Origin of the sequence: Sporomusa sp., assembly GCF_035561155.1 — a bacterium.
Taxonomy (GTDB): Bacteria; Bacillota; Negativicutes; order Sporomusales; family Sporomusaceae; genus Sporomusa.
This window is the reverse complement of record NZ_DATMYD010000100.1, coordinates 1-19,155: the sequence shown is the minus strand read 5'-3', so window position 1 is coordinate 19,155 and position 19,155 is coordinate 1. Positions and strand designations below refer to the sequence as shown.

18 protein-coding genes and 1 pseudogene are annotated in these 19,155 nt (G+C 47.3%); all 19 read left to right on the top strand.

Annotation, left to right across the window (positions count from 1 at the left end):
• Nucleotides 1-17 precede the first annotated feature (17 nt).
• The 19 genes and pseudogenes from VN447_RS13860 (at nucleotide 18) to mttB (ending at nucleotide 19,154) form a co-directional block, all read left to right on the top strand.
• On the top strand, nucleotides 18-986 hold the full coding sequence (locus VN447_RS13860; RefSeq protein WP_349255166.1) for an alpha-ketoacid dehydrogenase subunit beta: 969 nt from the start codon (nucleotides 18-20) through the stop codon (nucleotides 984-986).
• 27 nt (nucleotides 987-1,013) lie between these two features.
• The gene (locus VN447_RS13855; RefSeq protein WP_325525933.1) at nucleotides 1,014-2,012 is read left to right on the top strand and encodes an ATP-NAD kinase family protein; all 999 of its coding nucleotides are present in this window, start codon (nucleotides 1,014-1,016) and stop codon (nucleotides 2,010-2,012) included.
• Between the two features lie 29 nt (nucleotides 2,013-2,041).
• Nucleotides 2,042-3,238 carry a dihydrolipoamide acetyltransferase family protein gene (locus VN447_RS13850; protein ID WP_325525932.1) on the top strand — a complete coding sequence of 399 codons (1,197 nt, stop codon included), beginning with the start codon at nucleotides 2,042-2,044 and terminating at the stop codon, nucleotides 3,236-3,238.
• Nucleotides 3,239-3,295: 57 nt separating this feature from the next.
• On the top strand, nucleotides 3,296-3,622 hold the full coding sequence (locus VN447_RS13845; protein WP_325525931.1) for a carboxymuconolactone decarboxylase family protein: 327 nt from the start codon (nucleotides 3,296-3,298) through the stop codon (nucleotides 3,620-3,622).
• A 17-nt stretch (nucleotides 3,623-3,639) separates the two neighbouring features.
• Nucleotides 3,640-4,503 (top strand): lipoyl synthase, encoded by an 864-nt coding sequence (lipA, locus tag VN447_RS13840; protein ID WP_325525930.1) that lies wholly within the window; start codon nucleotides 3,640-3,642, stop codon nucleotides 4,501-4,503.
• 39 nt (nucleotides 4,504-4,542) lie between these two features.
• Complete coding sequence (locus VN447_RS13835) at nucleotides 4,543-4,842, top strand: DUF6506 family protein (protein WP_325525929.1); 300 nt, start codon at nucleotides 4,543-4,545, stop codon at nucleotides 4,840-4,842.
• Complete coding sequence (gene lipB, locus VN447_RS13830) at nucleotides 4,839-5,549, top strand: lipoyl(octanoyl) transferase LipB (RefSeq protein WP_325525928.1); 711 nt, start codon at nucleotides 4,839-4,841, stop codon at nucleotides 5,547-5,549. Before VN447_RS13835 ends, lipB begins: the two co-directional genes overlap by 4 nt.
• Nucleotides 5,550-5,552: 3 nt before the next feature.
• On the top strand, nucleotides 5,553-6,644 hold the full coding sequence (locus VN447_RS13825) for a biotin/lipoate A/B protein ligase family protein (RefSeq protein WP_325525927.1): 1,092 nt from the start codon (nucleotides 5,553-5,555) through the stop codon (nucleotides 6,642-6,644).
• A 19-nt stretch (nucleotides 6,645-6,663) separates the two neighbouring features.
• Nucleotides 6,664-7,083 (top strand): glycine cleavage system protein H, encoded by a 420-nt coding sequence (locus tag VN447_RS13820; protein WP_325525926.1) that lies wholly within the window; start codon nucleotides 6,664-6,666, stop codon nucleotides 7,081-7,083.
• A 44-nt stretch (nucleotides 7,084-7,127) separates the two neighbouring features.
• Nucleotides 7,128-8,588, top strand: a complete 1,461-nt coding sequence (locus VN447_RS13815) for an FAD-binding oxidoreductase (protein ID WP_325525925.1) — start codon at nucleotides 7,128-7,130, stop codon at nucleotides 8,586-8,588.
• Nucleotides 8,585-9,754 (top strand): (Fe-S)-binding protein, encoded by a 1,170-nt coding sequence (locus VN447_RS13810; RefSeq protein WP_325525924.1) that lies wholly within the window; start codon nucleotides 8,585-8,587, stop codon nucleotides 9,752-9,754. Before VN447_RS13815 ends, VN447_RS13810 begins: the two co-directional genes overlap by 4 nt.
• A 32-nt stretch (nucleotides 9,755-9,786) precedes the next feature.
• The gene (locus VN447_RS13805; protein ID WP_325525923.1) at nucleotides 9,787-10,197 is read left to right on the top strand and encodes a glycine cleavage system protein H; all 411 of its coding nucleotides are present in this window, start codon (nucleotides 9,787-9,789) and stop codon (nucleotides 10,195-10,197) included.
• Complete coding sequence (locus tag VN447_RS13800; protein ID WP_325525922.1) at nucleotides 10,190-11,329, top strand: lipoate--protein ligase; 1,140 nt, start codon at nucleotides 10,190-10,192, stop codon at nucleotides 11,327-11,329. The genes VN447_RS13805 and VN447_RS13800 overlap by 8 nt, the downstream gene beginning before the upstream one ends.
• Nucleotides 11,313-12,392, top strand: a complete 1,080-nt coding sequence (locus VN447_RS13795) for a geranylgeranyl reductase family protein (protein WP_325525921.1) — start codon at nucleotides 11,313-11,315, stop codon at nucleotides 12,390-12,392. Before VN447_RS13800 ends, VN447_RS13795 begins: the two co-directional genes overlap by 17 nt.
• Before the next feature lie 45 nt (nucleotides 12,393-12,437).
• The gene (locus VN447_RS13790) at nucleotides 12,438-13,511 is read left to right on the top strand and encodes a radical SAM protein (RefSeq protein ID WP_325525920.1); all 1,074 of its coding nucleotides are present in this window, start codon (nucleotides 12,438-12,440) and stop codon (nucleotides 13,509-13,511) included.
• The gene (locus VN447_RS13785) at nucleotides 13,504-14,388 is read left to right on the top strand and encodes a radical SAM protein (protein WP_325525919.1); all 885 of its coding nucleotides are present in this window, start codon (nucleotides 13,504-13,506) and stop codon (nucleotides 14,386-14,388) included. The genes VN447_RS13790 and VN447_RS13785 overlap by 8 nt, the downstream gene beginning before the upstream one ends.
• 72 nt (nucleotides 14,389-14,460) lie before the next feature.
• Nucleotides 14,461-16,059 carry a lipoyl protein ligase domain-containing protein gene (locus VN447_RS13780; RefSeq protein ID WP_325525918.1) on the top strand — a complete coding sequence of 533 codons (1,599 nt, stop codon included), beginning with the start codon at nucleotides 14,461-14,463 and terminating at the stop codon, nucleotides 16,057-16,059.
• Nucleotides 16,060-16,317: 258 nt separating this feature from the next.
• Entirely contained in the window at nucleotides 16,318-17,373 is a 1,056-nt protein-coding gene (locus tag VN447_RS13775) for a 2,3-butanediol dehydrogenase (protein WP_325525917.1), read from the top strand.
• A gap of 299 nt (nucleotides 17,374-17,672) precedes the next feature.
• Nucleotides 17,673-19,154, top strand: a pseudogene (gene mttB / locus VN447_RS13770) ([trimethylamine--corrinoid protein] Co-methyltransferase).
• The last annotated feature ends 1 nt before the right edge of the window (nucleotide 19,155 follow it).

The window sequence follows — 19,155 nt, the reverse complement described above, 5'->3', positions numbered from 1 at the left end:
GGAGAGGGTGAAATATGATGAAAGAAATGACTTATTCTGAAGCCATTAGAGATGGAATGCGCGTTGAGATGCAAAGAGATCCCAATGTATTCATTTGGGGCGAGGATGTGGCCAAGTTTGGCGGCTGTTTTGGCGTGACAGGCAACTTGTTTGCAGAGTTCCCCGGTCGGGTTCTTGACACTCCGATCAGTGAAACGGCCATTGTCGGGGCGGCCGTAGGCGCGGCTGCCGCCGGTCTTCGTCCGATTGCCGAAATTATGTTTGTAGACTTTATGGGCGTTTGCATGGATGAGTTATTCAATCAGGCGGCAAAGATGCATTATATGTTCGGCGGCAAGGCCAAAATTCCTATGGTGCTCAGAACTCCTTGTGGCGCCGGTATGGGCGCGGCAGCTCAGCATTCGCAGTCCATGGAAGCCTGGTTTACTCATATTCCCGGCGTAAAAACGGTTATGCCTTCGACCCCGGCTGATGCCAAGGGCCTGATGGCTGCCGCTATCAGGGATGACAACCCGGTGATGTACATTGAACACAAACAGCTTTTAGGTGTCAAAGGCGATGTGCCTGAGGGCGAGTACATTATTCCGCTCGGCAAGGCTGATATAAAGAAAGCCGGCTCTGATGTCACTATCGTGGCCTGGTCGTGGATGGTACAAAAAGCCTTAGCTGCCGCCGAAGCTCTCGCGGAAGAAGGCATTAATGCTGAAGTGCTTGATCCGCGTACCCTTATCCCGCTTGATACCGAAAGCATCTTACAATCGGTAGGTAAGACCGGTAAACTGGTTATCGTCCATGAAGCGGTTAAAACCAGCGGCTTTGGTGGAGAAATCGCAGCGATTGTTGCTGAAGAAGGAATGGATCTTTTGGATGGCCCGATTAAGCGGGTTGCCATGCCTTTTGCCCCTATTCCGTTCAGCCCGGCGCTGGAAGGCACTGTTATTCCGAGCGAAGAAAAAATTATTGCTGCAGTTAAAAGCTTGTTCTAACTAGCGGTACAAGGTGGTGAGGGAAGTATGGGGCATGTTGGTATAATCGCTAACCCGGCATCTGGTAAAGATATCCGGCGGCTTGTAGCCTATGGAACTGTTGTGGATAATCTTGAGAAAGTGAATATTGTCCGGCGCCTGATCTTAAGTCTAGCCGCTACTGGAATTACCAAAATCACGTATATGCCTGAGTACTATGGCATTGTCCCGGGTGCGGCAGAGAGTATTTGCAGTCAGCACCGGCCTGATATGGAATTTGTTGCGGCAGACATATGCATGACAGGTACACAGATTGATAGCTTTCATGCCGCAGACTTTATGGCCAAATGCGGGGTTAGCTGCATAATTACGCTGGGCGGTGATGGCACGAACCGAATGGTGGCAAAGGGATGCCGGGATGTGCCCATTCTTCCTATTTCCACTGGGACTAACAATGTTTTTCCCACTTTGGTCGAAGGCACAATCGCTGGTCTGGCGGCCGCAGTTGTCGCTAAAGGGTTGATCGCTGGAACTCCGGCGATAAACCCCAGTAAAAAGTTGAACATCTATAAAAATGGTCAACTGATTGATATTGCAATTGTTGACGCGGTCGTACTTAATGAACCCTTTATCGGCTCAAGGGCAATCTGGGATGCCGCAAAAATAAGGCGCATCGTAGTGACCAGAGGAGAGCCGCACAATATAGGAATATCTTCGATTGCAGGTAATCTGGCACCGGTATTGCCTAGTGACCCCAGAGGGGTTGATATTGAAGTCGGTACAGGCAATATTCAATTACGCGCACCGATTGCACCAGGCCTGATTGAACGTGTACCGGTCCGGAATTATGGATATATCGAGATTGGTCAGGTTATTGACGTCAGTGAAGCTTGTGTAATTGCTTTGGACGGAGAGCGGGAAGTTGAAATCCGTGAAGGCGAAAAGGCACAAATTGAGCTGACTTTTGACGGGCCTAAAGTGATAGATGCCGAGGCGGCGCTACGGGCAGCCGTCACAAAAGGCTACAGTAACGTAAACATCAACTGAAAACAGTTCAACTATGAGGAGGAGCAGTAATGGCAACAGAAATAAACATGCCGAAACTAGGCCTGTCCATGAAAGAAGGCACTGTCGGCAAATGGTTAATAAATGAGGGGGACACAGTCAAAAAGGGCGATGCTCTGCTCGAAGTTATGACAGACAAAATCGCTAATAAAATTGACGCTCCTGCGGATGGGGTATTGCTGAAGATTGTTGCTAATAAGAAAGCTAAGCTTCCGGTTGGCGGTCTCTTAGGAGTCATCGGCGCGGCAGGTGAAGATATTAGTGAATTGCTGAAAGCTTCTGCCAGTAGTTCTGCCAAGGCGGCGCCGTCTGCTAAGGGGGCACAAGCCAAAGTCGCGAATAAGACTGTCGTAGCCGTACCGGGAGCAAGGGTTAAGATTTCTCCGGCAGCCCGGGCGTTGGCTGAAGCAAATGGAATTGATTACACCGTGATTGCAGGAACAGGTCCCGAAGGGCGGATTGTCAGAGAAGATGTAGAACAGGCCATAGCTGACCTGAGTGCAGCAGCAGACGACCGCGCTGTCATCGAGGTCATTCCCTATGAGGGAATGCGTCAGGCTATCGGTGAAAACATGGCCAATAGTTGGGCTGTAGCGCCTAAGGTTACTCACCATGTCGGCGTTGACTTATCTGCACTGCAGACTTTGCGTGCCACCATCAATGCCGATGTAAAAGATACCGAAAAAATCTCCGTCACCGACATTCTTGTTAAAGCTGTTGCTAAAGTGCTGCAGGCTTACCCCAAGATTAACTCGACCTTGAGCGGGGATGAGATCAGAGTGTTGCAAGATATCAATGTCGGGGTTGCTATCGCTATTCCGGATGGATTAGTCGTTCCGGTCGTTAAAAACGCCAATCAGAAGAGTTTGGCCGATGTAAGCAAGCAAGTTAAGGATTTTGCTAAACGAGCCCGGAAAAATAAGCTGGATCCTGAAGAGATGACCGGTGGTACCTTTACGATTACTAACCTGGGAGGATATGGATCAGTCGATTACTTTACTCCCATCATCAATCAACCTGAGTCGGCCATCTTGGGTGTTGGCAGGACTGTCAGGCAGCCTGTTGTCCAAGGAGAACAGATTGTGATTAAACCAATCATGGGTTTGTCGCTCGCATTTGACCACAGGGTGATTGACGGTGCACCTGCTGCCGAATTTTTGGCCTTGTTAATTAAACTTATAGAACAACCACACAAAATCTTTATTTAATCTTTACTCTGAAAATAAAAAAAGAAAAGGCAGGGAGATACAATGGCAGGAGATTGCATGGAATTAGTGAGTGAACTACAGGCTGGAATGGGTCAAGTGCAAGCTGAGAGCCCGGAGCTTATGGCCGCGTTCGTGCAGATGGATCAGGCAGCTTATGTGGAAGGGGAATTAGAGCGCAAGTATAAAGAACTGATTGGTATAGGCATCGCCCTTGCGGTACGCTGCGAATATTGTATGAATATTCATGTTAAAAATGCCTTGGCCGAGGGAGCTACCAGAGAGGAAATCCTGGAAGCGGCAGCTGTTGCAGTAGCCTTTGGCGGGTCACCGGCAATGGCCTACTTATCCACCACTATTATGAAAGCGCTTGACGCTTTCGAGTAGTGGACAAAACTGCCGGTATGCATACAGACAGACCACAGTGGTTGACTTTGCCAGTTCCTGAAGAACTGGCGCTCAACCGTATGAAAGAGCTTCTGGACCAAGGCCGGTTACATACCGTGTGTGAAAGCGCCGACTGTCCCAATATCGGCGAATGCTTTGGCAACAAGACATGTACGTTTATGATTTTAGGAAACCACTGTACCCGGAATTGCCGCTTTTGCGCCGTGAACCACGGGATCCCGGATGCGGTAGATAGTAATGAACCACACATGCTGGCGGCGACTGCTAAGCATTTAGGGTTAAAACACGTTGTTATTACATCGGTAACCCGTGATGACCTCTCTGATGGGGGGGCTGGGCAGTTTGCCGCTGCTATAGGGGCGGTGCGGGCGCAGTTGCCTAAGGCCGGTATAGAGGTACTTATTCCGGATTTTAAAGGAAGTATGGAAGCCTTGCAAACAGTGCTCCAGGCTAAACCCAACATTCTTAACCATAATATTGAAACTGTTCCTAGACTTTATTCGGTTGTTAGGCCGCAGGCGGTCTATTCGCGCTCATTGGAACTAATAAACCGGACCAGTCGAGTTGGTTCAGGGATACTGCCAAAATCAGGATTGATGCTGGGACTAGGTGAAGAAATCGCTGAAGTAGTTGAGGTAATGAAAGATTTGTATAATTGCGGCTGTAAGATGCTGACCCTTGGACAATATCTTAGCCCATCACCAGATCATTTACCTGTTGAGGAATACATACATCCCGATGTATTTAAATGGCTGGGGCAAGAAGCTCAAAGAATCGGCTTTTCTCATGTGAGTGCCGGACCGATGGTGCGTAGTTCTTATCACGCCGGTTATTCTTTTGCCGAACTTAGCCAGGCGTGAGACAACCAGTTTTATCAGTATTCATTAGGAGGGACACGAATGCTTAAAGCAGCCTTTGTTTTTGTTGCGCCTGAGGCCAACAGCAAGCAGCATAGGTCGGTCATAACTACCCCTGCTGTGGAATTGACCGTTGTGGGGGTAAGCGATGTTCAGTCTGCTGTTGCGGCAGTGGAAGAGCTTGTTGAACAAGGCATAGGAGCTATTGAATTATGCGGTGGTTTTGGACATCAAGGGGTGGCAGCCGTTAAAAAGGCGGCTAATAAGAAGGCGGTTGTCGGCGTAGTACGGTTTGATGTTCACCCCGGACTTGATGGAAAAAGCGGCGATGATGTTTTTTGAGAGAGAAGATTAGACGTAAAGCCTGCAAGTTATTACTGTTAGGACGCATTCCTTACACTGAGGCGTGGCAATTACAACAAGAGATTGCAGCGGCACGCCGCTGCGGCAGCGGCAAAGATACCTTACTGCTTGTTGAGCATATGCCTGTGTACACGATGGGAAGGTCTGGCAGTAAGTCAAATATTAAGGTCTCAGATGAGGTCCTGTTAACAGAGGGACTTGAGGTCATTGAAGTTGATCGGGGCGGGGATGTCACTTATCATGGCCCCGGTCAACTGGTAGGGTATCCGATTTTGGACCTCAGAGGATACAAACAGGACTTGCACCGCTATTCAGAGATGCTTGAGGAAGTCATTATCAGGACACTGGACCAATATGGGATAAAGGGCTTCCGGGAAAATGGATTAACTGGGGTATGGACCGATAGTGGAAAAATAGCTGCTATCGGCATCGGGGCTCGTGGCTGGGTAACCATGCACGGTTTTGCCTTGAATGTAAATCCTGATATGAATTATTTTGGCTTAATTAATCCTTGTGGTATAACCAATCGACCAGTTGTGTCAATGCAAGCGCTGGGTGTTGATGTGACCCTTGATGAAGTTAGCAAAAAGATGGTTGAGCAGTTTGCCGATATTTTCGGTGTAGAGTTTTCGTTAATAAAGCGTGATTGCTTACACGCTGGGCCGGGAAGCCGGTACGGAGGGTAATGAATGGACCTATATCGGCTGGGGGCTATACCGTGGGATGAGACACAGGCTATATATCATGCATTGGCACAAAATCAACAAGAAGGGTTGGTCATCTGCCGCCCTGCCGGACGATGTGTTTGTCTGGGGCTGCATGATGACTTGCGGCAAGAAGTCGACACGAACTATTGCCAGGGAAATAATATTCCAATCATCAGGCGGGATATCGGCGGTGGTATGGTGCTGCTGGCCGGGGAGCAAATCTTTTTTCAATTGGTACTACGTGCCGGTAATCCGCTCCTGACAGGTCGGAGAGAGGCATTTTTTGTACAGTTTTTACAACCTGCCATAAAAACATTAGCAGACTTTTCGATCAAGGCTTCAATTAAACTTCCTGCCGACATTGTTGTTAACGGTAAAAAAATTTCCGGGAACGGTGCCGGCGATATTAATGGTTTTTCAGTGTATACAGGTAATATTCTACTTGCCTTTGACCGAACAGCCATGGCCAATGTCCTCAATGTCCCCAGCAGCCGGTTTCGAGAGCAGCTCAGGTTGTCTATGGAGCGGAATTTAACATCTATGAGTGAAGAACTTGGTTATATGCCGGACTACGAGACAGTCGAAGACTGGTTGGTTTATCATTTTTCAGCATGGCTGGATCTAAAACGGGGTGAATACTCCGTAGATCTGCAGAAAGCCGTCAGTAAGGCGTCGAAGTACTTAACCAGTCAAGAGTTTTTAAATCTACCCGGCAAGCAGACCAGGGTACGTCAGGTAAAGATCAATGAAGGAACTTATGTACGCCTGCATCCATTTCCCCAATGCATCAAGACAACCGTTGCCGGTCAAAGTGGCTGCGGCAACAGGCTCGGCGGGCCATGCTCAGGTTACGCTATCCTAGTGGTCCAGAATAATAAAATAGTTGAATTTGAGAGTCATGAGCTAACATGCCTGGAGGAATACAATTTAAACTCGCTGGCAACCAGTCTGATTGGCAGCTATTGGCACGAGCGTGATGTCAGGAATGCTTTGGCGCAATGGCTCCACAATGATGAGAGTGGCGCAGTTAAAGTTTTTAAAGATACACTAATCGATTGGATACTAGCTAGATAGAAAATAGGAGTGATTTTTAGTGGCACAGTATGAGATTCCGCAAGGACTCTATTATACAAGCGATCATGCGTGGGTGAAGGTGGAAGGGAACACAATTCGTATTGGCATCACCGACTTTATGCAAAAATTGGCTGGAGAGATTACCTTTATCCGGATTCCCCGTGTGGGAAAAGCACTTGCGGCCGGTGCAACGCTCAGCTCAATCCAGTCAGGTAAGTGGGCTGGCAAGATTCAGGTGCCAATGGCGGGAAAGGTTCTTGAGGCCAATAGTGAATTGCCGGGTAATCCTAAGCTTTTAAATAACGACAGCTATGGTGCGGGTTGGATTTGCGTTATGGAACCCGATAATCTGGCTGAAGGGCTGCAAAGCCTAATTCACGGTGATGACGCCGACAAATTTTTTACTGAGGAACATGCAAAGTTTGTAAAAACAGAGTAATATTAATGGCTAAATCCAACCTTTTCTAAGGAAGGAGTATAGATATGGACGCTCAAACAGTGGAAAGATTAAAGCAAACATTTGGAGATCGTGCTACTGCAGATTTATTCGAGCGAGGTTTTTATGAGCGGGATCTGGCACCAGTACCGGATTTTTTAGTTAAGCCAATTGCGGATACACTGCCGGATATTGTAATAAGACCCAAAACCACCGAGGAAGTAGCTTTCATCGTGAAGACGGCTGCTGAGCAGCATATTCCGGTAACTACAAGGGCTGGGGGATCTACCGTCTATTTCAACACTGTATGTACACGTAAAGGCATAGTTGTAGACATAAACGGTATGGACGGCCTACTAGTGGTTGACAAAGAGCACAACCTTGTCAGGGTGGGGGCAGGATTGACTTGGTGGAAACTGGAACGTGCTCTAAACAGAGTTGGTTTGGCTACTTGTTCCTACCCGAGCAGTGCTCAGTCAGCTACTGTTGGTGGCTGGCTGGTTATGATGGGGTATGGGCTTGGTAGTTTAAAATACGGTTCAGTAATGGAACAGGTCATTTCAGCACAGGTAGTCATGCCTGACGGCAGTGTCAGAGAATTAAATAAAATAAGTCAACCGCCAGTTTCCTGGCTTGCCGCTTCTGAGGGAACATTAGGCATTGTCACCGAAGTCGAATTGCAGGTGCGGCCGTACCCTGAAAGTGAGTGGCATGGATTAGCGGAATTCCAGAATGCCGAACAAATGCAGAGTTTTATTGAAAATGCTGTAGCATTAAGTAACAAACCCTTTAACCTGCACTTCAGCGATCCTGGTTGCAACTCGCTCAGGCAGCGGCTGGGGATGGCAAGTGAACGTGCCGCTGCTGCCTACACGGTTGCGTTCGATATAGATGGCTCAAAAGCGGAAACCGATGCGGCGTGCCTTGACTATCAACGCTGTTTACAGAGGGCAGAAGGTTGTGACTTAGGTGAAGAAGCCGCTCACGAGTGGCAGCACCGTTTCTTTTCTTTAGTACTAAAACGCGAAGGTCCATCATTATTAGGGGCAGAGATTTGGCTGCCCATTAAAAGCCTGGATGGCTATTTGTCAGATGTGGCTGTTTTTGAAGGTAAAAAGAGTCTGGGCCTAAAAAGCTACGGGCATATTGTATCAGCAAGGCATGCGATGGTCATGACCATGTTTAATGCCGATGAACGCGATACGATTGGCTATTTGCAAGGCTTGGCTTTAGTAAAAAAACTGCATGACATCGGAGCAAGGCATGGCGGCAACCCTTACGGAATAGGCCTATGGAACACACCCTATTTGAACAGATGCCAAACGTCTGAGGAACTTGCTGAACTTAAAGGGCGGAAGAAGTTGCTTGACCCCAACAATATTATGAATCCCGGCAAAAGATATCAGCCTCCCTTGCTGCTACAACCGGCACTTTTTGGTTTGGGCATGGATTTGTTAGCAGCCACTACATTGGTATACAAGGGTAAGGTTGGGAGGGAACAGCTATGAGCTCAGGCAGCTTTTATAAAAATCTAATTGATGAAACCCTAATCTGTGGCCGATGTGGCAATTGTCGCAGTGACTGCCCGGTATACCAGGAAATCGGCTGGGAGTCGGCTGCGCCACGAGCTAAGATTTCGATGGCTCGCGAGTTATTTGCCAGACAGGGCGATGCGAAGATTAGTGCGGAATATGCCAAACGGATTACACAATGCACTATGTGCGGTGCTTGTACCCGGGCTTGTGCCGCCAGGATTGATCTGCAAAGCCTATGGAAGGATCTACGGACAAAATTAGTAACAGCAGGCAAGGCGCCCGAAGCCTATAATGCTATGATCGGGAATTTAAAGACCAGAAAAAATATTTCTAACTTCGCGAATACAACCAGACTTGACTGGGCTGAGGACCTCGATGAGCTGCCAGATTATCTCGACCAGGAGCAAGGGGCTGAAATCGTCTATTTTGTTGGTTGTGTATCTTCCTTTTTTCCTCGTGCCGCACAAGTGCCTGTTGCCATGGTGCAATTACTGGAAAAAGCAGAAGTTAGCTTTACAACATTGGGGCCGGAAGAATGGTGCTGCGGGTTTCCTATGCTGGCTGCCGGACATGGGGATGAGATCGCTGAGTTTGCCCGGCATAATGTAGAAAAGGTGCGGAGTCTTGGTGCGAAAACCTTAGTCACTGGCTGTGCATCCTGTTATCACGTATGGAGCCATGTATATCCGGAAATTTTGGGAGAAAGTCTTGGGTTCCGGCTGGTTCACGCGACAGAAATGTTATCTGAGTTGATCAATGAAGGTAAATTAGTTCCCAATGAGTTAAATAAAACGGTTACCTATCATGACCCCTGTGATTTGGGGCGTAACAGCGGGGTTATACATGCGCCGCGAGCTATTATTAACAGTATCCCTGGAGTTAAGTTTATTGAAATGGCTACTTATGGTGAAGAATCCACCTGTTGCGGCGGCGGGGGGAATTTACAGGGAGCTGACCAAGGGCTGGCTGAATCTATTGCCCAAAAGCGTATCAAAGAGGCTGCCGCAACAAGGGCGTCGATTGTAGTATCAGCATGTCAACAGTGTGAACAGATGCTGGAGAAAGCTGCAAGAACGGAAAAACTGCCTTTACAGGTGATGGATGTTTCCGAATTGTTGTTAATGGCTATAGATGGGTAGTCTTGTTAGGTGGTAAGAAAGGAGTATGACCGATGAATGCAAATACGTTGAATTTCCCTGAAGAACTATTATATGACACACATTACCAGTGGATTAAAAAAGCTGGAAACAAAATTTTATTCGGATTGACTCCTTATGGCCTTGAGATCACCGGGGATGTTTTATATCTATCTTTACCACCGGTTGGAACAGAGGTGGATGGCGGCGGTACCTGCGGTTCACTGGAGGCAGGAAAATGGGTAGGTCGTGTATATGCCCCGGTAAGCGGCAAGGTAACCACCGTAAATGAAGCAGTACTTTGCAGCCCTGCTCTTATTAGCCGTTCTCCTTATAGTTGTTGGTTTGCGGAAATTGAGATATCCCGGCCTGAGGAGCTTGGTGAGCTGATGTCAGCTGCCGATTTGCGCAGTTGGCTAGCAGAGGATATGAAAGCAAATGCCTAGCGTGGACAACAGTACCGCTTTCCGGGTCTTGGATTCTGCGCCTTATACTGCTGCTGAACATATGGCTTTGGATAAGGTAATCATAAGTGCCCACAGTCAAGGCATCATTCCTAATACGATGCGGTTTTTGCAGTTCAAACCCTGCGTTCTGGTCGGGGCGCATCAAAACACGTTTTTAGAAGTAAATGTCCCCTATTGTCTGCAGAATGGCATTGAAATAAACCGGCGGATTACTGGAGGGGGAAGCCTATATTGGGGCCGGCTGGAATTAGGCTGGGAGCTGTATGCCGGTAAAAATACCCCTGGCATTCCCCGGAAGGTAGAAAGCATGTATCGTCTGTTATGTGAGGCAATGGCACGGGGACTAAAGACAATAGGACTAGATGCTGCCTATAGGCCGGTCAATGATATTGAAATAAAGGGACGTAAAATATCCGGTACTGGTGGAACTGAATTAGCGGATTCTTTTGTATTCCAATGCAGTTTGCTGGTTGATTTTGATGTGGATCAAATGTTGCGGGTTTTGCGGTTCCCTCTGGAAAAACTGGGCGACAAAGCTGTCAAATCCATGAGGGAGCGGGTAACCTCGATTAAAGAGCAACTAGGCTATGTCCCTGAAGCTAGTTTAATTAAGCAAGCAATCTTACTAGGTTTGCAGAAAACCTTGGGTTATGAATTTTCTCCCGGCGGCCTTACTTCGCAGGAAACCGACATGCTCACTGAATATTTGCCGTACTTTCAGAGTGAGGCTTGGATTTATGGCAAAGCCGACAGTGTAATAAATACTGTTGATTGTATAGCCAATTATAAGGCGCCAGGAGGTTTGATAAGGGTTCAGATGCGCTTGGATGAAGGTGTCCGCGTCATCAAATATTTGATTATCAGCGGTGACTTTTTCGCTTACCCGGCCAGGGTTATCAACGACCTTGAGGCTGCTCTTAAAAACACCCCTATTGGCGAACAGCGTATTACTGACACTATTAAGAATTTTTTTCTTACCAATCAGGCTGAGATTCCTGGTGTTTCGCCTGAACACTTTGTTGAGGCCGTCTTGCTTGCTGTAGAGAAGGCCAAAGAAGCTCACCTGGCAGAGAAAGTCTCGACGGAGGTTTGCTGTGAAAACAACAAGTGAACACTATGACGTCATCGTTGTCGGGGCGGGACCGGCTGGATGCATTGCTGCAAAACGTCTGGGGCAGGGTGGGCTGAAAGTGTTGATGATTGAACAACGCAGGGTAATCGGCAGTAATGTCCAGTGTGCGGAGTTCGTTCCACTTACTATTTCGCGCCATGCAGCTTTGCGGGCAAGCGATATAGCCCAGCATGTCCAGGGAATTAAAACCTTTATTAATGGTAAGCTGGTAAGTACACTTCGTGCCCCAGGTTATGTACTTAATCGGGTGTTATGGGATGAATATCAGGCACAGCTGGCAAAAGCAGCAGGAGTTTCAATTATGACCGCAACACGCGTCAGTGGTATTGACGGTAAGGATTTAAGAGTATCAAATGGTGCTCAGTCTAGGGAGATTAGCGCAGACTTCATTCTTGGCTGCGATGGCCCGCGTTCTATCGTCAGCAAAAAGTTGGAAAATGAACCCCAGGAAATGTGTGTTGCACTACAGGTTGAAAGGATGCTCACTAAGCCATTGGACCATGCTGAGATTTACTTTGACCCGGCCTATTACGGTGGCTATGCCTGGGTTTTTCCAAAAGGCAAAACTGCCAATGTCGGAGTGGCCATCCATGCTTCTTATAAAGATAAATTGAAATCTGCATTAGCGGATTTCTGCCGGAAAACTGTTAGCATGGGGGTAATACAAGCTGGGGCCGCTTCAGTCGCAACAGGTGGATTGATACCGGCGGGCGGCTTAGTAAAAAATCTGGCAAATGACCATATGCTGGTAGCTGGTGATGCTGCCGGCTGTACTCATCCAATTACCGGTGCCGGCATTATGAATGCTGTTGTCAGTGGTGATTTGGCTGCCAGGGCAGTGATCTTGCAAGTTAGCAGTAGCGGTAGAGAGCAGGTTTCCAAGAATTACACACGCACGTTACTTGAAGAGTACGGGACACAGTTTACTATTGCAAGTGACCGATTGATGAGCCGTAACCAAAGGTGGACAGATAACCAGGAAGAATTCAGTGCGCTCATAAGGCGCAGTTGGATTGCTTTTCCGGAGTACTATATGCAATAGTGAATTTCATAGTAAGAACTATTTAAGTTGAGGGGGTTCCGGTTCATGGACAATATTGGCAGACTGGAAAGCCCGGATTATGTGCAGACCAGCTTGGCTGGTGCTATGGCGTTAGGTCTGGAACCAGGAAGTTTTTACCGTAACGCCTATCCGGGAAGCTTGAATTTATTAATGACATATCAAGACGGATGCCGGGCCAATTGCAGCTACTGCGGATTAGCCAGAGAACGGTATGCTGAACCTGATAAAAATACCTTCATCAGAGTAAAATGGCCGGTTTATGAACTTTCAAATATAATTGATATTTTGACACGGCCACCGCAGGCTGCGGCCGCTAAAGTTCAAAAACTAGGCCGGATTTGTATATCGATGATTACTCATCCCCGCGCGGCGGATGACTGTATCGATATTGTTAAACGGTTAAGTGCTTCAACTCAGTTACCGATTAGTGTACTGGCATCACCAACCATATTGCAGGGAGCGAGTGCCTTTTTTAACAGAATTAAATCTGCCGGTGCAGACCGGGTGGGGATAGCGGTAGATGCTGCAACCCCAGAATTGTTTTTTGATATGCGGGGGCAAGCTGTAGGAGGACCTCACCGGTGGGAGACCTACTGGGAGGCAATCGAACAAGCCGTTATGGTATTTGGTCGCGATAATGTAAGCGTACATTTGATTGTAGGGCTTGGTGAAACAGAACAAGCGATGGTACAGACAATATCTAGAGCTAATCAATACGGTGCGCAGGCACACTTGTTCTCATTCTGTCCGGAACCTGGCAGCAAGTTGAGCAGCTATAAACCGCCGTCATACGGTCAATACAGGCGTATTCAATTGGCGGCATACCTGCTTAATAAAAAACAAAGTACAATTGATGCTTTTGAGTTTAATTCTCATGGGAAAATAGTTAGCTATGGTAGCCGGTTGCATGAACTATTAGGTGATGATCTGGCAGCAGGCGAGCCCTTCAGAACCTCAGGCTGCCCTAACAAGGAGGGCTGTGTAGCTTGCAATCGTCCGTATGGAAACGAACGGCCAGGCCCTGTTTTGCGTAACTATCCTTTCCAGCCGGAGGACAGTGATATAGATACCATTAAAGGACAGATATGGGATGAATAATATTGCGTTTTATGCGCCAGGAGTACGGCACTATGACAATGGCTTATATCAAAATAGCGCAAACTCTTTTGTTAACATAAGTATCACCGGCTCCGAGTGTCAATGCCGCTGTGAACACTGCCAGGGACAGTTGCTAAATAGCATGCTATCAGCTACAGAGCCTGAACTGTTAGTGGAACTGGCCGCTGATTTACGGAGGCGTGACTGTCGCGGTGTGCTCATAAGCGGTGGGGCCTGCCAGGACGGCAGTGTGCCGTTACTGCGTTTTGCCGGAGCACTAAAAGAAGTTGCCAGCATGGGTTTGGCGGTTGTAGTTCACCCAGGGCTGCTGACAGATGATCTGGCAAAAGTATTGGCTCATTCAGCGGTAACGCGGGTAGCCCTTGATTTAATTGGGGATAGTGCTACAATTCGCGAGGTATATCACCTAACGCGTACCCCTGAAGACTATCAGAACAGCTTGCGAGCAGCACGTCTCGCAGGTCTGAAGGCTTCACCGCATATTGTCATCGGACTTCATTATGGTGAAATTCGCGGAGAATATGAAGCTCTTAAGATGGTCGCAGCTGAAGGGGCGGAAAGTTTGGTCTTAGTACTACTGAATCCCTTACGGAGTACCCCAATGCGAGATGTTGTTCCCCCGCCGACCGAGTCGGTAGCTAAGATTTTTAAGACTGCCAGAGAGCTATTGCCGAATACCCCGATTGCTTTAGGGTGTGCCCGCCCGCCAGGACTATATGCCCGAACGGTAGAACGGCTGGCGGTAGAAGCCGGTTTTAACGCGATTGCCTATCCGGCCCGTGAAACAGTAGATTATGTACATTCACTCGGATACACTGTGTCCTATCAGGAGACCTGTTGCGGCATATTGGCATAAGTAGGATATTACCAGAGAGTCCCGGCTTCGAACGGCGTAGCCGGGACATTCGTTTTGGAGGGAGATTAAAAGATGAGACCAGTGCGCGTAATAGACACTGGACCCCGAACGAGCGCTCAAAATGTGGCATTGGATAAGGCTTTGTTAATGGCTTGCAAAGAACAATTAATTCCCGACACGCTACGTTTCTTTCAGTTTACGTCTGACTGTGTTTTGCTTGGTTACCATCAAATAGCCGAACAGGAGGTCAGGCTAAGCTTCTGTTACGAGCAGGGTATTGAGATTAATCGCAGGTTGACAGGCGGCAATACTGTTTATTGCGATGAATCCACCCTTGGTTGGGAGATTGTGGTGTATCGTGAAGGCTTGGCTACAGGTGAACAGCTAGAAACATTGACGATGCAGCTTAGTGTGGCTATCACCCGGGGTCTTAACATACTTGGGGTAGATGCCCAATATAAACACCCTGGCACTGTAGAAGTGGCTGGACGTGAACTCTGTTGGGTTGGTGGCACCCGGCACGGGAACGCAGTTCTTTATCAAGGCTATATTCGCGTTAAGGATGTTAATATTGAGAGAATGCTGTATGCCTTGCGTATTCCTACGGAAAAGCTAAAAAACAAAGAGGTTGATTTGTTCAGCAAGAAGTGTACCAGTCTTAAATGGGTGCTCAGTGAACCTCCCCCGCTGGCTAGCGTCAAGTGGGCGATAGTTGAAGGTTTTTGCGAGGTTTTTAATGCTGCTGCTACTCCGGGGAGACTTAAAGACATCGAAGACAACTATTATTCGGCGGCATATAGTGAGGCTTCTTCGCAAGAATGGGTTTCCGGTCAATCTGAAGTCATCAATCCAGAGCATTACCAACTTCGGGATACCTCAAAGGAACAGGCTGTAGTTACAGTTTCGATAGCTATGGATGTCCATCAACAACGGATTGACGCTGTATCCATAGCTGGAGACTTTTATGCTTATCCCCTTGAATTAGTTAAAGAGCTAGAGGGGGGGTTATGTGGTATTATGGCTAACCCTGGTTTAATCAGAAAAACAGTGAATGATTGTTTCAGCAAACACCAAGGCTATGTACCGGGATTAGTACCAGACCGTTTTAGTCAAACAATAATTAGGGCTGCCGAAAAACTACGATTCCTTGACTGGGGCGCCTATCCCGAAGAACTAAACGAGATAACGATAGTTGGTGATTGTATAGCAAAAGATATTTTTAAGCAACCGGTAACGCCTTTGCTTATTCCTTACTGCGCAAAAGATAGAGGCTGCAAATTTCGTTATATAGAGGGCTGCGGACGGTGTGGAAAATGTGACATTAGCGGCGCTTACATACTGGCAGAACAATACGGCTTGGAGACGATTACCATCCAAAATTACGAAATGCTTGAGGAAAAGTTGGAAAATTTAAAGAAGAATGGCTGTAGGTTTTTTATAGGAACTTGCTGTGAATCTTTTTGGGTCAAGCATGCCAAGGATTTCGAGCGAATTGGATTACCAGGTATACTCGTTAATGTTGATAACAGTACATGCTATGACCTTGGAAAAGAGCAAGAAGCTTACCAAGGCAGCTTTGAAAACCAGACTAGGTTAAAAAATGAGCTGCTTTTACGAATTTTGCAGGGTCTTTCAAACTATAGCGGTGAAGCGTTACATGGTTTCAGTTAGAAATTACTGTTTGATATCCCGGCTTAAATGCCAGGGGTATTTTTTTGTGTGTAGCAAAGGTGATCGGCAGGGCTACATTTATGGATAATTATGGAACACAATAGAACAAACATATGTTTTGAATATTGCTAATTATAAAAATATTAGGCCAATTTTATGGCTTTTTTGCTGTTAAATATAACGCTTCATTATGGCACGTTTTTTGCAAAAGTAGAAACTGTGAGGATATATATTCCTTTACTATAAGGAGGAGTTTGAATGAAAGCAGCGGTATGGTATGGTAAAAAAGACGTGCGGGTTATGGATGTTCCCGAACCGCCCAGCCCGAAAGAAGGCTGGGTCAAGGTAAAAGTACAGTGGTGTGGAATTTGTGGCTCAGATCTTCACGAATACCTCGCCGGTCCGATTTTTATTCCTGTAGATGAGCCACATGCCCTAACCGGTGGTACAGCCCCAGTAATTCTCGGTCACGAGTTTTCCGGCGATGTAGTAGAGGTTGGACCTGGGGTAACAAACGTAAAGATTGGTGATCGGGTTGCTCCTGACGCCTGTCAGGTGTGCTGGGAATGCCCGCGTTGCAAAGAGAATCGTTACAGTCTGTGTGAAAAACTTGCCTTTACCGGGCTAATGACTGACGGGGCTTTCGCAGAGTATGTAAATGTACCGGCCTACACAATATACAAGATTCCGGACGACATGTCCTATGAGGTTGCCGCACTCATTGAGCCGTTGGCGGTAGGGATGCATGCCGTACGACGCGCGCCCCTGGTTCAGGGGGATACTGCAGTAATTATGGGGGCGGGGACAATCGGTCTTGCTACTTTAATGTGTGCAAAGGCCGCCGGTGCCAGTAAGGTATATACGGTAGAGGTTGCCAAGGCAAGGAAAGAGTATGCCTTAAAGGCTGGTGCTACCGCTGTTTTAGACCCTACGGAAGTCGATGTAATTGCAAAAGTGAAGGAACTTACCAATGGGGGTGCTGATGTAGTATTTGAGTGTGTGGGAAGTGACAAAACTGCCCCTGTTGCCATAGAACTTGCCCGTTCAGCAGGGAAGGTGGTCATTGTGGGTATCTTTGAAAAAGCCTCTTCGTTGAATTTCAATGCTTTGTCTTTCACGGAACGAGAAGTTGTGGGATCTTTGGCCTATTACGGTGAGTTTGCTCCGGCTATTCAACTTGTTTCTGACGGCAGGATTGACGTTGAGCCGTTGATTACCGGCAAGATAAGCGTTGATGACATTGTGGAAAAGGGTTTTGAGGAGTTAATAAATCGCAAAGAACAAAATATCAAGATTATAGTAAAACCGTTTTAGGATAGAAGTAAGGCCATAGAATGTAAGTTAGAAAAGAAACTTACATCCTATGGCCTGGTTTATCCGATGACTAACCTTCAGATGGGGTTAAAACCCCACCTGAAGCTAAGTCTACTTTATCGGTTATAAGTTGGCATATTTATTGCATCAAATAGAAATGTAATGGTGTAAGCATGGTTATCTGAAGGAGGTGAACCCTTTTCTCTCAATCCGTACTACGGCAACACTTTAGCTTATGATAAGTAATTTCGGAGGTGAAGTATTTGACAGTCAGAGGGGTACGCGCCGGTTCCACCCGCATGGAAGGAATCGGACTCAACATGTTTACCTATGATGAGCTCTATGATATCCATCTTGCCACTCTTGATGTTCTTTGGAACATCGGTGTCAAAGTCGAGAGCGAAGAGGCCCGCGAGATTTTTTACAGTAATGGTTGTACTTTAAACCGTGAGACCAATATTGTTAAGATCCCCGCTTACTTAGTAGAGGACGCCCTGCACTCTATTCCCAAAACCTTTCGGGCTTGTGGGAGAAATCCTGAAAACGATTGGTTGAATGAGGGTAATCGCACAGGTTTCGTCAACTTTGGTGAAGCAGTGCGCATGATCGACCCCTATTCCCGTGAATTGCGCAAGCCATTTAAAAAAGACGTCGATGACGTTACCCGCTTCTGCGAGGCGATGGATCAAATCATTATCTTTGAACGGGCCATTGGCCCATCAGAAGTAGATCCTGATGTTGCTCAAGTCCACATTGCCGAGTCCTTCTATAATTACTCAACAAAGCATGCCTACATCGGGATGAATCGTCCTGAGAATATGCGCGCTGTTGCCAAGATGGGGTATGTGGTCTCCGGTGGCGAGGATAAGTTCCGCGAACGGCCGCTCTTCTCACAAAGCACTGACCCTGTCAGTCCTTTAGTTCATTCCAAAGGAGCGACAGATACGCTGCTCGAAGCCATTCGCTGTGGAGTCCCAGCGAAAATCAACTCGATGGGCTTAGCAGGCGGAACCACTTGTGTCCACTTAGCAAGCACCCTGGTGACACATAATGCTGAGATCCTTAGCATGTTTGTACTTGCCCAGTTGGTGAAAAAGGGCTATCCAATGGTCTATGGAACTTCCACGACCATGATTGACCTCCGGACGACAGTTGCCTGTGTGGGTACCCCAGAGCTTGCACTCTTTAGTTCTGCGGTAGCCAAACTCTCCCAGTTCTATAATTTGCCGAGCTGGGTCGCCGGGGGATAGACTGATAGCAAAGTCCCTGATGCCCAAGCAGCCCATGAGTTTACTCTAACTGCCTTATTACCAGCGTTAGCAGGCGCTAACATGATTTACGGCTTAGGGATGCTCGAAGGTGGCCTCACGTGGGACTATGCTCAACTCGTGATGCAGAATGAAATGGCCCGCATGATCCTGCACACAGTTAAAGGAATTCCTGTAACAGATGAGAAAATGGCAATCGAAGTTGTTCGCTCGGTAGGACCCGGCGGAGAATTTATTAGCCATGATCATACGTTCAAGAATTTCAAAGAGCTTTCGAGATCACAATTGCTTGACCGCAGAAACCGAGAGGCTTGGTTAGCTGATGGCGGCAAAGATATCGTCGAAACCTCTTATACTAAAGCGCAAGATATTCTCGAAAACTTCAAGAATCCAAGCCCACTACCCGAGAGTATTCAGCGGCAACTCCAAGAAATTGTTAAAGAAGCTGAAGCCGAAACCACTGAGATTAAGGCTAAAGAAAAAGAGGCTTCCAGGAAAAAAGCGAAGTTCTAAT

What these genes read in the sequence shown, in the direction of transcription:
- VN447_RS13860 (WP_349255166.1), top strand. Translation starts at nt 18, where the DNA reads ATGAAAGAAATGACTTATTCTGAAGCCATTAGAGATGGAATGCGCGTT.
- VN447_RS13855 (WP_325525933.1), top strand. Translation starts at nt 1,014, where the DNA reads ATGGGGCATGTTGGTATAATCGCTAACCCGGCATCTGGTAAAGATATC.
- VN447_RS13850 (WP_325525932.1), top strand. Translation starts at nt 2,042, where the DNA reads ATGGCAACAGAAATAAACATGCCGAAACTAGGCCTGTCCATGAAAGAA.
- VN447_RS13845 (WP_325525931.1), top strand. Translation starts at nt 3,296, where the DNA reads ATGGAATTAGTGAGTGAACTACAGGCTGGAATGGGTCAAGTGCAAGCT.
- lipA (WP_325525930.1), top strand. Translation starts at nt 3,640, where the DNA reads ATGCATACAGACAGACCACAGTGGTTGACTTTGCCAGTTCCTGAAGAA.
- VN447_RS13835 (WP_325525929.1), top strand. Translation starts at nt 4,543, where the DNA reads ATGCTTAAAGCAGCCTTTGTTTTTGTTGCGCCTGAGGCCAACAGCAAG.
- VN447_RS13825 (WP_325525927.1), top strand. Translation starts at nt 5,553, where the DNA reads ATGGACCTATATCGGCTGGGGGCTATACCGTGGGATGAGACACAGGCT.
- VN447_RS13815 (WP_325525925.1), top strand. Translation starts at nt 7,128, where the DNA reads ATGGACGCTCAAACAGTGGAAAGATTAAAGCAAACATTTGGAGATCGT.
- VN447_RS13810 (WP_325525924.1), top strand. Translation starts at nt 8,585, where the DNA reads ATGAGCTCAGGCAGCTTTTATAAAAATCTAATTGATGAAACCCTAATC.
- VN447_RS13805 (WP_325525923.1), top strand. Translation starts at nt 9,787, where the DNA reads ATGAATGCAAATACGTTGAATTTCCCTGAAGAACTATTATATGACACA.
- VN447_RS13800 (WP_325525922.1), top strand. Translation starts at nt 10,190, where the DNA reads ATGCCTAGCGTGGACAACAGTACCGCTTTCCGGGTCTTGGATTCTGCG.
- VN447_RS13790 (WP_325525920.1), top strand. Translation starts at nt 12,438, where the DNA reads ATGGACAATATTGGCAGACTGGAAAGCCCGGATTATGTGCAGACCAGC.
- VN447_RS13785 (WP_325525919.1), top strand. Translation starts at nt 13,504, where the DNA reads ATGAATAATATTGCGTTTTATGCGCCAGGAGTACGGCACTATGACAAT.
- VN447_RS13780 (WP_325525918.1), top strand. Translation starts at nt 14,461, where the DNA reads ATGAGACCAGTGCGCGTAATAGACACTGGACCCCGAACGAGCGCTCAA.
- VN447_RS13775 (WP_325525917.1), top strand. Translation starts at nt 16,318, where the DNA reads ATGAAAGCAGCGGTATGGTATGGTAAAAAAGACGTGCGGGTTATGGAT.